General features: G+C 64.6%; 15 protein-coding genes. 8 read left to right on the plus strand and 7 right to left on the minus strand.

The window, feature by feature from the left end:
* Nucleotides 1–93: 93 nt before the first annotated feature.
* Nucleotides 94–753 carry a L,D-transpeptidase family protein gene (locus ACQPYR_RS35635; protein ID WP_433623429.1) on the plus strand — a complete coding sequence of 220 codons (660 nt, stop codon included), beginning with the start codon at nt 94–96 and terminating at the stop codon, nt 751–753.
* On the opposite strand, the gene ectB is transcribed toward ACQPYR_RS35635, so the two are convergent.
* Nucleotides 754–1,995: a diaminobutyrate--2-oxoglutarate transaminase gene (ectB, locus tag ACQPYR_RS35640; protein WP_433623431.1), complete on the minus strand. Its 1,242-nt coding sequence runs from the start codon at nt 1,993–1,995 to the stop codon at nt 754–756. It lies immediately after the preceding gene.
* A gap of 398 nt (nt 1,996–2,393) precedes the next feature.
* On the opposite strand from ectB, the gene ACQPYR_RS35645 reads away from it, so the two are divergent.
* The 3 genes from ACQPYR_RS35645 (at nt 2,394) to ACQPYR_RS35655 (ending at nt 4,943) form a co-directional block, all read left to right on the plus strand.
* Nucleotides 2,394–3,125: an ABC transporter permease gene (locus ACQPYR_RS35645; RefSeq protein ID WP_433623433.1), complete on the plus strand. Its 732-nt coding sequence runs from the start codon at nt 2,394–2,396 to the stop codon at nt 3,123–3,125.
* On the plus strand, nt 3,118–3,951 hold the full coding sequence (locus ACQPYR_RS35650; protein ID WP_433623435.1) for an ABC transporter permease: 834 nt from the start codon (nt 3,118–3,120) through the stop codon (nt 3,949–3,951). The genes ACQPYR_RS35645 and ACQPYR_RS35650 overlap by 8 nt, the downstream gene beginning before the upstream one ends.
* Before the next feature lie 128 nt (nt 3,952–4,079).
* Nucleotides 4,080–4,943, plus strand: a complete 864-nt coding sequence (locus tag ACQPYR_RS35655; protein WP_433635329.1) for an ABC transporter ATP-binding protein — start codon at nt 4,080–4,082, stop codon at nt 4,941–4,943.
* Between the two features lie 38 nt (nt 4,944–4,981).
* Here the strand turns inward: ACQPYR_RS35655 and ACQPYR_RS35660 are convergent, their stop codons facing one another.
* Together ACQPYR_RS35660 and ACQPYR_RS35665 are read right to left on the minus strand one after the other, a co-directional pair.
* Nucleotides 4,982–5,650: a DUF4389 domain-containing protein gene (locus ACQPYR_RS35660; RefSeq protein WP_433623438.1), complete on the minus strand. Its 669-nt coding sequence runs from the start codon at nt 5,648–5,650 to the stop codon at nt 4,982–4,984.
* A gap of 167 nt (nt 5,651–5,817) precedes the next feature.
* Nucleotides 5,818–6,204, minus strand: a complete 387-nt coding sequence (locus tag ACQPYR_RS35665; RefSeq protein WP_387291246.1) for a hypothetical protein — start codon at nt 6,202–6,204, stop codon at nt 5,818–5,820.
* A gap of 332 nt (nt 6,205–6,536) precedes the next feature.
* On the opposite strand from ACQPYR_RS35665, the gene ACQPYR_RS35670 reads away from it, so the two are divergent.
* Nucleotides 6,537–7,073, plus strand: a complete 537-nt coding sequence (locus tag ACQPYR_RS35670; RefSeq protein ID WP_433623440.1) for a DUF4254 domain-containing protein — start codon at nt 6,537–6,539, stop codon at nt 7,071–7,073.
* Here the strand turns inward: ACQPYR_RS35670 and ACQPYR_RS35675 are convergent, their stop codons facing one another.
* From ACQPYR_RS35675 to ACQPYR_RS35685, 3 genes are read right to left on the minus strand one after another with little or no spacing between them, the layout of a single operon-like run.
* A complete protein-coding gene (locus ACQPYR_RS35675; RefSeq protein ID WP_433623442.1) occupies nt 7,074–7,340 on the minus strand; it encodes a hypothetical protein in 267 nt (88 codons plus the stop codon).
* A 42-nt stretch (nt 7,341–7,382) separates the two neighbouring features.
* Entirely contained in the window at nt 7,383–8,531 is a 1,149-nt protein-coding gene (locus ACQPYR_RS35680; RefSeq protein WP_433623444.1) for a fatty acid desaturase family protein, read from the minus strand.
* Between the two features lie 22 nt (nt 8,532–8,553).
* Entirely contained in the window at nt 8,554–9,612 is a 1,059-nt protein-coding gene (locus tag ACQPYR_RS35685; protein ID WP_433623446.1) for a ferredoxin reductase, read from the minus strand.
* Between the two features lie 183 nt (nt 9,613–9,795).
* Here ACQPYR_RS35685 and ACQPYR_RS35690 point away from each other — a divergent pair, with 183 nt between their 5' ends.
* The gene (locus ACQPYR_RS35690) at nt 9,796–10,416 is read left to right on the plus strand and encodes a TetR family transcriptional regulator (protein ID WP_433623448.1); all 621 of its coding nucleotides are present in this window, start codon (nt 9,796–9,798) and stop codon (nt 10,414–10,416) included.
* A 15-nt stretch (nt 10,417–10,431) separates the two neighbouring features.
* Here ACQPYR_RS35690 and ACQPYR_RS35695 read toward each other — a convergent pair whose 3' ends face one another.
* Entirely contained in the window at nt 10,432–11,823 is a 1,392-nt protein-coding gene (locus ACQPYR_RS35695) for an MFS transporter (protein WP_433623450.1), read from the minus strand.
* A 105-nt stretch (nt 11,824–11,928) separates the two neighbouring features.
* On the opposite strand from ACQPYR_RS35695, the gene ACQPYR_RS35700 reads away from it, so the two are divergent.
* Both ACQPYR_RS35700 and ACQPYR_RS35705 read left to right on the plus strand, forming a co-directional pair.
* Nucleotides 11,929–12,510: a PadR family transcriptional regulator gene (locus ACQPYR_RS35700; protein ID WP_433599161.1), complete on the plus strand. Its 582-nt coding sequence runs from the start codon at nt 11,929–11,931 to the stop codon at nt 12,508–12,510.
* Nucleotides 12,507–14,537 (plus strand): FAD-dependent oxidoreductase, encoded by a 2,031-nt coding sequence (locus ACQPYR_RS35705; protein ID WP_433623451.1) that lies wholly within the window; start codon nt 12,507–12,509, stop codon nt 14,535–14,537. The genes ACQPYR_RS35700 and ACQPYR_RS35705 overlap by 4 nt, the downstream gene beginning before the upstream one ends.
* Nucleotides 14,538–14,564: the final 27 nt, after the last annotated feature.

The raw sequence follows: 14,564 nt of genomic DNA on the forward strand, positions 1-14,564 counted from the left end.
GAAATGCTCATCGCGTACCCGCGCGCGGACACTCGAATCCGCCTGCAGTGGTAAGGGCGGAATCTGCATTAGGGTCCCGTCGGGAGGTTTCAGTTGTCGAAACGCATGACGATGCTCATCGTGCTGCTGGCCGGTGTCGCCGCGTGCACCAGCACACCCAGGTCCGAGCTACCCCTGCCGTACCACGGCGAGGCCGACCAGGTCGTCACCGTCGTCGCCGAGCGCGCCGCCGATAGCACCGCGACACTGACTGCGTGGCAACGCATTTCAGGTGGCTGGCGCGCCGCTGTCGGTCCGCTGCGGGCGTATGTCGGGCGCGACGGCATCGGCCGTGCCAGCGAGGACTCGGCACATACTCCAGCCGGTGTGTGGACGCTGAGCGAGGCGTTCGGGATCGCACCGAACAACGGGACCCGCCTCCCCTATCGCCAGGTCGGCGCACAGGACTGGTGGGTCTCCGATACCGGCTCGCCGAGTTACAACCACTACATGCAATGTGCCACCGGCACTTGCGAATTCGATGAGCATGCCAGCGAGAACCTGGGCCAGGCCGGTCCGGCGTACGAACATGCCGTGGTGATCGATTACAACCGTCAGCCCGTCGTCGCGGGCGCGGGTTCGGCCTTCTTCCTCCATGTCGAGACCGGACGCCCGACCGCCGGGTGCGTATCGATCCCGGCTGCCGACCTCGATGTCGTAATGCGCTGGCTCGATCCGAGCGCGCACCCGGTGATCAATATCGGCAGCAAGTGACTATCCGCAGATCTCCTCCACCGCACCGGCGAGCAACGACAACCCGCGATCCAATTCGTCGTCGCTGATTGTCAACGGCGGCAACAGCTTTACCACCTCGTCGGCCGAACCGGAGGTCTCCACGAGCAGCCCGCGCTCGAAGGCGAGTCGGGACACCTTGCCCGCGTGCGACGCTTCCTCGAACACGATGCCGTGCACCAGTCCGCGCCCGCGCGTCGAGACACCGGGGAACGCCGCCGCGATTTCGGCGAGCGCGCGTGCCGTGCGCTCCCCTTTGGCCATCGTCGAAATCTCCAGCGCGCTATCGGACCAGTAGTGCTCGAGCGCAACCCGCGCGGTGACGAATGCCGCGTTGTTGCCGCGGAAGGTGCCGTTGTGCTCACCGGGCGCCCACTGATCGAGTTCGGGCTTGAAAAGCACCAGCGCCATGGGCAACCCGTACCCGCCGATGGATTTCGACAGCGTCACGATGTCGGGAGTGATGTCCGCGAACTCGAATGAGAAAAACCCACCGGTCCGTCCGCAACCCATCTGCACATCGTCGACGATCAGCAGAATTCCGCGCGCTCGGCACAATTCGGCCAGCTGCCGCAGCCATTGCGAGCGTGCGACATTCACCCCGCCCTCGCCCTGCACCGTCTCCACTATCACCGCGGCGGGCTTGTCCAACCCCGAGGACGAGTCGTCCAGGGCCCGCCGCATCCAGCGCAGGTCATCGGCCGCGTCGAGGAAGCCGTCGTAGGGCATGGGCATCGCATGCGGCAGTGGCACACCGGCAGCCGCGCGTTTGGCGGCATTTCCGGTCACCGACAACGCGCCGAGCGACATCCCGTGGAAGGCGTTGGTGAAGTTGAGAACGGTGTGGCGTCCGGTGACCTTGCGCGCCAGCTTCAACGCGGCCTCGACCGCATTAGCGCCGGTCGGACCGGGAAACTGCACCTTGTAGTCCAGTCCGCGTGGCTCGAAGATCGTGTCGCGCAAGGCCTCCAGCAGCCGTCGCTTGGCGACGGTCGACATGTCCAGGCTGTGCGTGATCCCGTCGCCGACGATGTAGTCCAGCAGCGCCCGCTTCAGCACCGGGTTGTTGTGGCCGTAGTTGAGCGCGCCCGCGCCCGCGAAGAAGTCCAGGTAGTCCTTGCCGTTCTCGTCACGCAGCCAGACCCCGCTGCCGGTGTCGAAGACGGTCGGCCAGGCCCGGCAGTACCCGCGCACATTCGACTCGAGCGTCTCGAAAACGGTCAACGCAGTGTTATTTCGAGCGACCTGCGAGCTGTCGCTGGCGGTGTTGTTTCGAGCGACCTGCGAGCAGTCGCTAGCGGTGTTGTTTCGAGCGACCTGCGAGCAGTCGCTAGCGGCGACAGTCATTCGACGATCCTTCCTGTCGTGCGCGAGCGCCCACGGGGCAAATCTGAAGTGACTGTGTTTCTAACATTGGCGCAGCGGGTTTGTCGCACTTTTCCAAAAATCGCGCGCTTACCTACCGCGCGTCCCCCGACGCACCGTAGAGTTAACCGTTTGTGCGCGGCAGTGTGGAGGGCAACAGATCGCAGCTAGCCGCACTGCACGCACTCCGGACCGCGCGGCTGTACCTCTACCTCGTCCGAGCCGGTTTCCGGCGCCAATCCCAGTACAAACTAGCGATGTTCGCCGGTCTGTTCACCAACTGCGTCTTCGGATTCGTGCGCGCGGCGGTGATGATGGCCGCGGTACGCGCATCCGGCGGCTTCAGCGGTTACGACGCGGGATCGATCGGCGCCTACGTCTGGCTGTCCCAGGCCCTGCTCGGCGCGACCCAATTCATGGGACCACCACTGGAATTGGTGGATCGGGTCAAAAACGGCGATATCGCGATCGACTTCCTGCGTCCGGTCGATGTCCAATTCAGTTATCTCGCCATCGATCTCGGCCGCGCGTCGTGCACGATCCTGCCGCGCGGCGTGCCGAGCGTACTGGTCGGCGTGTTTACCTTCGGGCTCGTCATGCCCGGTACACCAGGGCCCTACATACTCGGGCTGGTCAGCGTGGTAATGGCCGTCTCGTTGTCATTTCTATGCCTTTTCGCCGTCGGATTGATCGGGTTCTGGGTAGTGGAAACCCGCGGGCTCCGAGTGCTATACCAGATTTGCGGCACGTTCCTGGCCGGGCTGTTCGTGCCGGTCCACATGTTCCCGGCATGGCTGCGCACCATCGCGCATGCCACCCCGTTCCCGTCGATCCTGCAGTCGCCGATCGACATCCTGTCGGGCCGGGTCGTGGGGGAGGATGCCGTGACGGTCGTTGCCGTACAAGTGTTCTGGGTGCTCGCGGTCGGCGCGGTGGGCCGGGTGATGCTGGCGGCCGGGCGCCGCAGGCTGGAGGTGCAGGGTGGCTGAGCCCCCGTATACGCCCGTACCCGCCGGTACCTGGTTCACCCCCTACGCGGCGGTGCTGCGGTCGCGGATGCGAGCCCAGCGCGCGTACCGGTTGTCCTTCGCCAGTGAAGTATTCAGTGCATTCCTGATCGGCATCGTCGAATTCGCCGAGGTGTGGGTCATCTACCACAATGTCCGGGTGCTCGGCGGGCTCGATCTGGACGGCGCACTGCTGCTGTTCGGCCTGAGCAATTCCGGATTCGCGCTGGCCCAGGTGCTATTCGGGCACCTGGATTCACTGCCGACACTCATCCGCCTCGGCGTGCTCGACGCCTATCACCTGCGACCCCAGCCACTCCTGTTGCAGCTCATCACCAGTGACATCTCGCTGCGCCGATTCGCCCGCGCCTCGGTGGCGATCATCGTGCTCGGACTCGGTCTCGTTCGCAACGATCTCGATTGGGGTCCGCAAACTCTCGCACTGCTGGTCATGACCCTGCTCAGCGGCATCGCCGTGTTCGGCGGCGTGTTCGTCTGCGCCGCCGGCGCGCAGTTCTACCTGATCGACGGTGCCGAACTGACCAACAGCTTCACCTACGGCGGCTCCTTCGCCGCCATGCAACCGGCTTCGGTATTTCCGACATCGCTGAAACTGGTATTCGGCTTCGCCATTCCGGTCGCCTTCACGGCGTATCTACCGACCATCGCACTGCTGCACCTACCCGGCCCACCGCTGCTGCCGTCCTGGCTGGCCTGGTGCGCACCGTTGGCGGCGCTGTGGGTGTGGCTGCTCGCGTTGGGTTTGTGGCGACTAGGCGCTCGGCACTATCAGGGAGGCGGCGGATAAGCGTGGCGGACAGCGAGCTATCGGACTCGATCATCGAAATCGAGAACCTGACAAGGCAATTCACTCTGTATCGGAAGAACGGGCAGCGCTGGCGACGCAGCCGCGAAACGCTCACCGCGGTGGACCGGATGACGTTTCGCATCGAACGCGGTTCGGCGGTGGGCTATATCGGCGCGAACGGGGCGGGCAAGTCGACCACTATCAAAATGCTGACCGGCATCCTGGTCCCCACCTCGGGCACCGTGCGCACCTGCGGCCTGGATCCGGTGCGACAGCGGCGCGAACTCGCCGCCCGGATCGGGGTGGTGTTCGGGCAGCGCTCCCAGCTGTGGTGGGATCTGCCGCTGCGCGAATCGTTTTCGATTCTAGCCGCGATCCACCGGCTGGAATCCGATGTCGCGCAAAAACGTACCTACGAGTTGGTCGAACAACTGGAGATGGCCGAGACACTCGACACTCCGGTGCGCCAGCTCTCGCTCGGCCAGCGCATGCGGGCCGAGGTCGCCGCGGCCCTGCTGCACTCCCCCGAATTGGTCATCCTGGACGAACCGACCATCGGCCTCGACGTGCTGTCGAAACAGCGACTACGTGAGTTCCTGCGCGCCGAACGCACCGAGCGCGGCACCACGCTATTGCTGACCACGCACGATATGGGCGATATCGAACGACTCTGTGACCGGGTGCTCGTCGTCGACCGCGGCAGTCTGGTGTACGACGGTTCACTGACCGGCCTGGCGGTGCGGGTGGGCGCGCGGCGGGTGCTGGTCGTCGATCTGGCCGAACCGACCCGCAATCTCGACGATCTGCCGAGCGCCGAACTGTTGACCAGCGAGGGCGGGGGCATGCGCCAGCGACTGGCTTTCGACGCCGAATCCACAACCGCCGCACAGGTTCTCGCCGCCGTCTCCGATCGCGCCGAGGTGCGCGACCTGTCCATAGAGGAGCCGGACATCGAGGACGTGGTCCGGCGGATCTATGAATCCGCCTGGTGACCGACGCCGCGTGTCCGGCTCGGCGATTCGGTTGATATTCAGTTGTTCTCGGGTTCGCGAGCGCCCTGGTCGAGTCGGAACGGCGGGTATTCGTCACGCATCAGCGAGGCGTAGGCGCCCACCCGGATGGACCACCGGTGCAGGCCGAGCAGGAAATCGAACACGGCCTTGGGATATACCGCCGTGCACAGCAGTCCCACCACCGCGACCAGCACCAGCACATTGGCCAGCGTGAATCCGCCCCAGCCGTACTTGCCGCCCATACCCGCACTGAATATCGCACCGACGATCAGATAGTGCGGAATGGCCAGCAGCCACCATTTCACCAGCACCAGGCCACGACTCAGCTGCTCGGGATAGTCGATTTCCAGATCCGCCGGATAATCCGGATCCGACTGCAGACTGAACGGCGGATACCTATCTGTGCCGAGCACCGAGTAGGCGTAGAAGCCGACCCGCCATCCCCATCGCATGACGCCGACATTGAAGTCGAACAGTGCGCGCGGATAGTTACCGGTGATCAGAATCGCGAAGAATGCGACCACCGAGACGATCACGTACGCGATGTACAGGAATACCAGAATAATGGCGTGCGGGATGGCCAGGATCCATTTGACCAGCCACATCCAGCGCGATAGCGCGGGATCGAGATCTCCTCGGACTCGAACCGGATTGGCCGCGACGGCGACGGTTTTCTCGGGCTCCATGATCGATGCTCCTTCCAGGTGCTTCGATGCCTCGACAACGAGTGGAATGTCCCGATTGTCCCGTATCGCACATCCGGGCGGACCACGTTCCGATACCGACTCGCCAACGAAAAGGTGGCCGGCGTCGTGGCGAATCGCGCAGTGCCGCAACGGTCCTGCCGCAGGCCTCAGCTCGGCGCCTGCCCCTGGGCCGAGTACAGACTGACCTCACCCTCCTCACCGAGGAAGGCGTTCACCAGCATGATCTGCCCGGCCTCCAGCTCGTCCGGGTCGGGGGCGCTGGTGGTGATCGAGATCTGCGGAATCACCGCCCAGTTCACGACATAGCGTTCGGGCGGTCCGTCGTCGTCGGACAGACGCGCGAGCCGAAACACCGACACCGTCTTGCGGAGGATGAGCGTGCGCACGACCTCGGCGATTCGCTCCGGATCTTCCAGCGCGAACATGAACCCGAACGTCAACTCGGGCGAAGACACATAGGCGGGCACAAACACCGAGGCTAGTCGATCGAACGGCGTCGTGCGCGCACCTCGCCGGAAGTGGTTGCTGCCCATGCGCTCAGCGATTTCACGAAGGTAGGAAAGTCCGCAGTTATGTGACCGATCCGTAACGGATCATAACGATTTCCCGGCAGCTCATCTGTTTCTACACCATTCTATTGCGCCGATTCGACTATCGCGCTTTCCTGAAAAGGTCCCGATTTTCTCGGGCCGTCTTCCTCATCGCATCGTCGCGGATTTCCCGGTTTCTTTGCCGTGCTGGTGGACTGTGTGGAGGGCGATCCGGCTGCGGGGCTGCGCCGGAGCCGAGGGGTGCCCCTCCCCGAAATCCTCCTCGGCCCTGGCGCATCCAAATCACACCCATCGCCACCGCAGGGGCGTGCACCATGCCTACCGAATATGCAGCAGGTCGTATCGAAGCCGACGAGCTGCCATCACCATCGGCGCTACTGCGTGCATTTCGCGAACCCGACGATCCGAATCGACACCGCCACCGTGTCCTGGCCGCGGGACGCGCACTGGTCGAATGTCATGAACGCAGGCGCAATGCTCTGCAGGCTGCGCATGCGCCGGACGCGCCGAGCGGCCGCGTAGCACAGTGCCTGCAACTCGTGGACGACCTCGATGCACACCGAACCGAACTGGTCGGCCACATCGATAATTGGGTCGCCGGCAATGTGGAACACCGCACCGGTGCCTCGCTGCACACCGAGACGCTGGGCGCAGTCATCGATCGAATGGCGGCGAAATGGGTTGCGGCACAACATGCACTGGGTATGTCGGCACCGATCGGACCACCGCATCCACTGCAGCTGGACGATGACGCCCAGCTGCAGTGGAGCCGATTGGCCGAACTGGCCGACGGGTACAAGGACCTGATCACCGATGTGACCGAGCACCGGCGCAGGCTGCCGGTGTGGTGATCACCGGGGGTTTTCTGCCTCCGGCTCGACCACCTCTGCCTCGACGAACGGCGCGCTCGGCTCGACCTCCGCGTCATAGGACACGTCGGCCTCGTCGACGAGATCGTTCCCGTGCGGCGCCGCGGCATCCTTGCGCGCGGCGGCCGCGGCCTCGTTCATCTCGATCGCGTCGGTGATCCACTCACCGATCTCCCGGGTGACTTCCGCGACGGTGCCGGTGATGATGTTCGCAATATTTCCGACATGTCGTGCACCAGAGGAAGTCAATTCTTGAATTAGATCCTTGTTGCTTTCGAATTTCCCGATCATTCACACGCCCACTTCGGTTGTTTTCCGCTGTCGCATCACGATAACACCGGGCGTGGACTCCTTCCCGACCAAGAACGGCGGCAGTGCCAGCTTGAAAATCTTCAGCCAGACCGATCCGACTTGCTTACCGAGCGAACCGGTGTTGTACGGCAATCCATACTTCTCGCACAGTTCCCGAACTTCCGGCGCGATCTGCGGATAGCGATTCGCCGGCAGATCCGGGAAGAGGTGGTGCTCGATCTGATGCGACAAATTCCCGGACATGATGTGGAACAGCTTGCTGCCGGCGATGTTGGCCGAGCCGAGCATCTGCCGGACGTACCACTCACCGCGCGTCTCTTCGGCGGTCTCCTCTTCGGTGAACGTCTGTACGCCCGTGGGAAAGTGGCCGCAGAAGATGATGGAGAAGGCCCAGAGGTTGCGCACCAGATTGGCTGCGGCATTTCCGGCGAGTGTGCTGACGAACAGCGGACCGGTCAGCGCCGGGAACAGAAGGTAGTCCTTGAGCACCTGTCGACCGGCCTTGTGCCACTGGCCCTTCAGCAATCGCTTGATATCCGACCAGCTCTTCTTGCCCCGGATGATGTTCTCCACCTCCAGGTCATGGCCCATCACACCCCATTCGAACAGCACCATCAGCGCGAAGGCGTAGAGCGGCTGGCCGAGTCGCAGCGGATTCCACTGCTGCCCCTCGTCCATGCGCAGGATGCCGTAGCCGATGTCGCGGTCCATGCCGTGGATATTGGTGAAGGTGTGGTGCATGTAGTTGTGCGAATGCTTCCACTGGTCCGCCGGGCAGACCGTATCCCATTCGAACTCACGGGAATTCAGGCCGCGCTCACGCATCCAGTCGTACTGGCCGTGCATGACATTGTGGCCGATCTCCATATTGTCCAGGATCTTCGACACACTCAGCGCGGCCACCGCGGCCAGCCAGAACGGCGGCAGGAAGCCGAGATACATCAGGCCGCGCCCGGCGATCTCGAAACCGCGCTGCGCCTTGATGATCGAGTAGATGTATTCGCGGTCGGCGTCGCCGAGATCGGCGACGACGCGGGCGCGCAGGTCGTCGAGGGCCCGGCCGAGTTCTTCGACCTGGTCCGGGCTCAGTACCAGCGGGCCGTCTTTCGTTTCGGTCAGAATCGTCATTGCTTTTGGTCCCCTTGCTTTGTCAGATGTCGATGTCGACGTCGCCGACGGGCGCGTTGATGCAGAGCTGGATGGGCTGATCCGGATCGCTGTCGGTTTCGCCGGTGCGCACATTGCGGGTGCAGCCGCTGCGCCGAACCGCGGTGCAGGAGAAGCAGATACCCATCCGGCAGCCGTACTCCGGTGTCAATCCCGCGGCCTCGGCCTGCTCCAGCAGGACCGCGCCGTTGTTCTCGGCGCTGCGTCCGCTGGCCGAGAAGCTGACCGTGCCGACGGCCTCGTCGGCGTCGACGGGGGTGCGGGACAGGGTGAATTCCTCGGTGTGCAGCCGCGCGTCCAACTGCTCCGCCTCGAAGATCTTGCGCACCGCGTCCATCAGGCCCTGGGGCCCGCAGACGTAGGTCTCGCCGTCGGCGAACCATGGTGCGACGGATTCGAGTTGGTCGTAGTCGAAATGGCCGGAGCCGTCGCCGGGATAGCGCAGTTCGATGCGGAAGTTCTGGTGCGCCTGTGCAATCGCCTCCAGCTCCGCCCGATGCGGCACCGTCTCCGGCGATTTCGCATAGTGCAGGAAGGCGAGTTCGCCCGGATAGCCCTCATCGGCCAGCGTGCGCAGCATGGACAGCACCGGGGTGATGCCGCTGCCGCCGCTGATCAGCAGCACCCGCTCGGGACGCGGTTCGGGCAGTTGGAAGGCACCGGCGGCCGGTTCCAGGCTGACCACCATGCCGGGTACGGCGTTGCGGTAGAGGTATTGCGATACCAGGCCGTCCGGATGCGCCTTGACCGTCAGTTGCAGGTGCCGGTCGCGCCGACCCGCCGGATTGACCGGTGAATAGCACCTGGTGTGCCGGATGCCGTCGATGACGACGCCGATCTGCACGTATTGCCCCGCGACGTGGCCGCGCCACTGCCGGCTGGGACGCAGCGTCAGCGTCACCGAACCCGGCACCGAGCGGCGGACGTGGGTGATCTCCGCCCGCAACTCCCGAACCGTCAGCGTGGGGCGGACGAGTTCCAGGTAGCGGTCGAGCGGGTGCGGTGTGGTCAGGGTTTGCACCAGGTCGATGAGTCCCACCATGCGGTTGCCTCTGCTTTCGGGCCGCGGCGTACTCCTGAACCCTCATCGACGAAGATTTCAGTGCACGCCTGTACACTCAACTAGTGTGACCGATGGACCGGGTCCAGTGTCAACCAGGAACTGATGTGACCCGAACTACATCCTAGGAATAGACGAATGGTGAACGGCTGTATGCTCACTGTGATGACCGAGACCGCAGCTACCCGGGGCGAGCGCAAGGAGCGCACCAGGCAGGCCCTGCTCGACGGCACGCTCGGGCTGGCCGCCGAACGCGGCTTCGGCGCGCTGAGCCTGCGCGAGATCGCCCGCTCCGCGGGCATTGTGCCGACCGCGTTCTACCGGCACTTCGCCTCACTCGACGATCTCGGCGCGGCACTGGTCGACGAGGGTATCCGGGCGCTACGCCTGGCCCTGCGGCAACTGCGGCGCACGCCCGATGCCCGACTCTCGGAGACCGTGCGGTTTGTTTTCGGTCAGGTCGCCACCAAGCGCGAACTCTTCGGCTTCATCACCCGCGAACGCCGCGGCGGCTCGGCCGCCCTGCAACAGGCCATCGCACTCGAACTGCAATTGATCGTGCGCGAACTGGTCGTCGACCTGTCGCGCATTCCGGACCTGGACTCCTGGTCCCCCGACGACCTCGAATTGGCCGCCGACCTGATCGTCTCCACGGTCGCCGACTGCATTGCCGACTACGTCGCGGCCACCCCGCGCGACCAAGCCGCGATCATCGACCGCACCATCCGTCAAGTCCGTCTCATCGCACTCGGCATGGCCGCCTGGCGGCCCGCCAAGCAGCGCTAGGCAATCGATCTCGCCCTACGCGGCGGGCTCAACCGCGGGATCGGGCTTACGGACCGGCAGCAAGGCCGCCAAACCGATGGCGAGCACTACCAGAATGCCGACAATGCCCGCGCGGTCGGCGTCGAAAGCCCAGACGAAGAAACCGAAAAGTGCTGGAGCCAGGAAGGATACGGCGCGACCCGTGGTGGTGTAGAGGCCGAACATCTGGCCCTCGCGGCCGGGTGGGGCCAAGCGGGTGAGGAAGGAGCGGGCGGCGGATTGGGCGGGGCCGACGAAGATGGTGAGCAGTAGACCGAAGACCCAGAACATGGCCGGTCCGGACACGATCAACAGCGCGATGCCACAGATCACCATGGCGATCAACGAGACCACGATCACGATCTTCGGGCCGACGCGGTCGTCGAAACGACCGGCGGTGACCGCGCCGAGTGCCGCAACCACATTCGCGGCAATGCCGAACAGCAGCACATCGGAGTCGGCGATGCCGTAGACCCGCACGGCCAGGATCGCACCGAAGGTGAACACACCGGCCAGACCGTCGCGGAAGATCGCGCTGGCGATCAGGAAGCCGACGGTGCGTCGATCCACCGCCCACAGCTCGCGCAGATCCCGCCACAGCACCCGGTACGAGCCGAAGAACCCGGCCTTCGCCGCACCGGGATCGGCATTGGTGGGCGGTAATTCGGGTACGGCGAACAGCACCGGCAGCGCGAAGGCGGCGAACCAGACCGCGGCCAGCATCGCGACCAATCGGATATTCGTACCGTCATCGACGGGCACACCGAGTAGACCGCGGTTGTCACCGTGGCCGGAGATGAAGCCGAAGTAGCTGATCAGCAGGATGAAGATGCCACCGAAATAGCCCATGGCCCAACCGAATCCGGAGACCCGGCCGACATCGGCCGGGGTGGAGACCTGGCGCAGCATGGCGTTGTAGGGCACGCCTGCCAATTCGAAGAATGCGGAACCGAAGCCGAGCAGGACCAGGCCGAACCAGAAGTCGTGGTAGTCGTCGTGGACGAAGAACATCAGCGCCATCGTCAGGATGGTCAGTGCGGTCAAAACGCCAAGTGAGCGTTTACGTTTCGCACTCGCATCGAAGCGCTGGCCGCTGATCGGCGCGGTGAGTGCGACCAAGAAGCCCGCGATGCCGAGGGCCCAGCCGAGCCATGCGCTCGGTTCCACCCCGCCTGGCAGATCGTCGCCGACCTTATCGGTGAGGTACACCGAGAATACGAAGGTCAGGATCACGGCATTGAATGCCGAGGACCCCCAGTCCCACAACCCCCACGCAACCACCTGCCCGCGTCCGGCGGCCTGCCCGACAGTCGCCCGCGCATCAACCTCCGGCTCATCCGTCACCCGGCCACCACCCTCATCGAATCCGCTCCGCGATGCGGCGCTCATGGGCGCAGCCTAGTTCGGATTTCGCCGTCGGGCGGGCCAACACTCGATACCGACGCCCCTATGCACTCAGTTGCATAGTACCGGGTGTAACGATAACCTGGCGTCATGGCACTCGAACATGCGCTGCTGGTATCGCTGACCGAGCGCGCCGGTTCGGGTTATGAGCTGGCGCGCCGCTTCGACAAGTCCATCGGCTTCTTCTGGCGCGCCACCCATCAGCAGATCTATCGCGTACTCAAGCGCATGGAGGAATCCGGCTGGCTCACCAGCGAGGCAGTGACGCAGGAGGGCAGGCCGGATAAGAAGGTCTATTCGGTGAACGAGGCGGGCCGGGCCGAGCTGGCGCGCTGGATCGCCGCACCGTCCGATACCTCGATACCGCGCAATGAGCTCGGCGTGAAGATTCGCGCCGCCGCACACGGCGATATAGGCGCGCTCTGCGATGAGGTCGTCCGCCATCGCGAGCAGCACAATCAGCGCCTCGAGCTGTTCGAACTCATCGAGAAACGCGACTTCCCCGCTCCGGATCAGCTCTCCGGCACCCCGCTGCACCAGTACCTCGTGCTGCGCGCGGGCATCCGCGTGGAGTCCGGCTTCGTCGAATGGTGCGACGAAGTACTGCAAGCCCTGCGACCGCGTGCAACAGCCCCGCACGCGGACCCGAAGAAAGGTGAGACTCAGCGATGAGTTCGTTCCCCCATCTTTTCGAGCCCCTCGACCTCGGCCACACCACGCTGCGCAATCGCGTGATCATGGGATCGATGCATACCGGCCTGGAGGATCGCGCCTGGGACACCAACCGGCTCGCCGCCTATTTCGCCGAGCGCGCCCGCGGCGGTGTCGGTCTCATCATCACCGGCGGCTACGCCCCCAACCGCACCGGCTGGCTGCTGCCGTTCGGCGCCAAACTCACCAACAAGTCCGAGGCCTACCGGCACCGGGTGATCACCAAGGCCGTGCACGAAGCGGGCGGCAAGATCGCCATCCAGATCCTGCACGCGGGCCGCTATTCCTATATGCCGGGCAGTGTTTCGGCATCCGCTATCAAGGCTCCGATCAACCCCTTCCGGCCGCGCAAGCTCTCCGCGCGCGGGGTCGAGCAGACCATCGACGACTACGCCCGCTGTGCGAAGCTGGCCAAGTTCGCGGGCTACGACGGTTGCGAAATCATGGGTGGTGAAGGCTATTTCATCAACCAGTTCCTCGCGCCACGCACGAATAAGCGCACCGACAAGTGGGGCGGTTCGCCGGAGAACCGGCGCAGGCTCGCGGTGGAGATCGTGCGCCGCACCCGCGCGGCGGTCGGGCCCGACTTCATCATCGTATTCCGTTTGTCCATGGCCGAATTGGTCGACAACGGCCAGACCTTCGACGAAATAGTCGCGCTGGCAAAGGAACTCGAAGCGGCGGGCGCAAGCATTCTGAATACCGATATCGGCTGGCACGAGGCGCGTGTGCCGACCATCGTCACCTCGGTGCCGCGCGCGGCCTTCGTCGAATTCACCGCGAAGATCACCGAGCAGGTGAACATTCCGGTGTGCGCGTCCAATCGGATCAATATGCCCGAGATCGCCGAGGAGATCCTCACTCGCGGTGACGCGCAACTGGTTTCGCTGGCACGGCCGTTCCTCACCGATCCGGAATGGGTGAACAAGGCGGCCGCCGACCGGGTCGACGAGATCAACACCTGCATCGCCTGCAACCAGGCCTGCCTGGACCACGCGTTCCAGCACAAGACCGTGTCCTGCCTGCTGAACCCGCGGGCCGGTCACGAAACCGAGCTGAAGCTGCTCCCGACTCGGCGCACCAAGCGCGTCGCGGTCGTCGGCGCAGGTCCGGCCGGACTTTCGGCGGCGGTCAATCTCGCCGAACGCGGGCACCGGGTGGACCTTTTCGAGGCCGACGACAAGATCGGCGGGCAGTTCGATATCGCCCGCCGCATTCCGGGCAAGGAAGAGTTCAACGAGTCGATCCGCTACTACACCAGGATGCTGGAGGTCACCGGTGTGACCGTGCACCTGAACAAGCGTGTTACCGCGGCGGAACTGCTCGAGGCCCGCTACGACGAGATCGTGCTTGCCACCGGTGTGCGCCCACGCATTCCGAATATCCCCGGCATCGACCACCCGATGGTGCTGTCCTATGCCGAACTGGTCCGGGAGGAGCGACCCGTCGGCAAGCGCGTCGCCGTCATCGGTGCGGGCGGCATCGGCTACGACGTGAGCGAATTCCTCACCGTCGAAGGACATCCCGCCCTCAAACTCGACGAGTGGAAGCAAGAGTGGGGCGTCGACTCCGCCGACGAACAGGCCCGTGGCCAGCTCACCGAGCCCAAGCCCGCCCCCGCCGCCCGCGAAGTCGTTCTGCTGCAACGCAAGTCGACCCCGTTCGGTAAGGATCTCGGCAAGACCTCCGGCTGGGTGCACCGCGCGGCGCTGAAGGCGAAAGGCGTCGAGCACGTCGGCGGCGTCAACTACGAACGCATCGACGACAACGGCCTGCACATCAGTTTTGGCGAGAAACGCCAACGCCCCCAACTGATCCCGGTCGACAACGTCATCATCTGCGCAGGCCAGGAATCCGTCCGCGAACTCGAAGAGCCCTTGCGCGCCGCCGGTGCCAACGTCCACCTGATCGGCGGCGCCGACCTGGCCGCCGAACTAGACGCCAAACGCGCCATCGACCAAGGCACCCGCCTCGCGGCCCGCCTATAGCGACTCCACTCGCCGGGCCACGGGCGA

Origin of the sequence: Nocardia sp. CA-120079 (assembly GCF_050955745.1) — a bacterium.
GTDB lineage: Bacteria > Actinomycetota > Actinomycetes > Mycobacteriales > Mycobacteriaceae > Nocardia.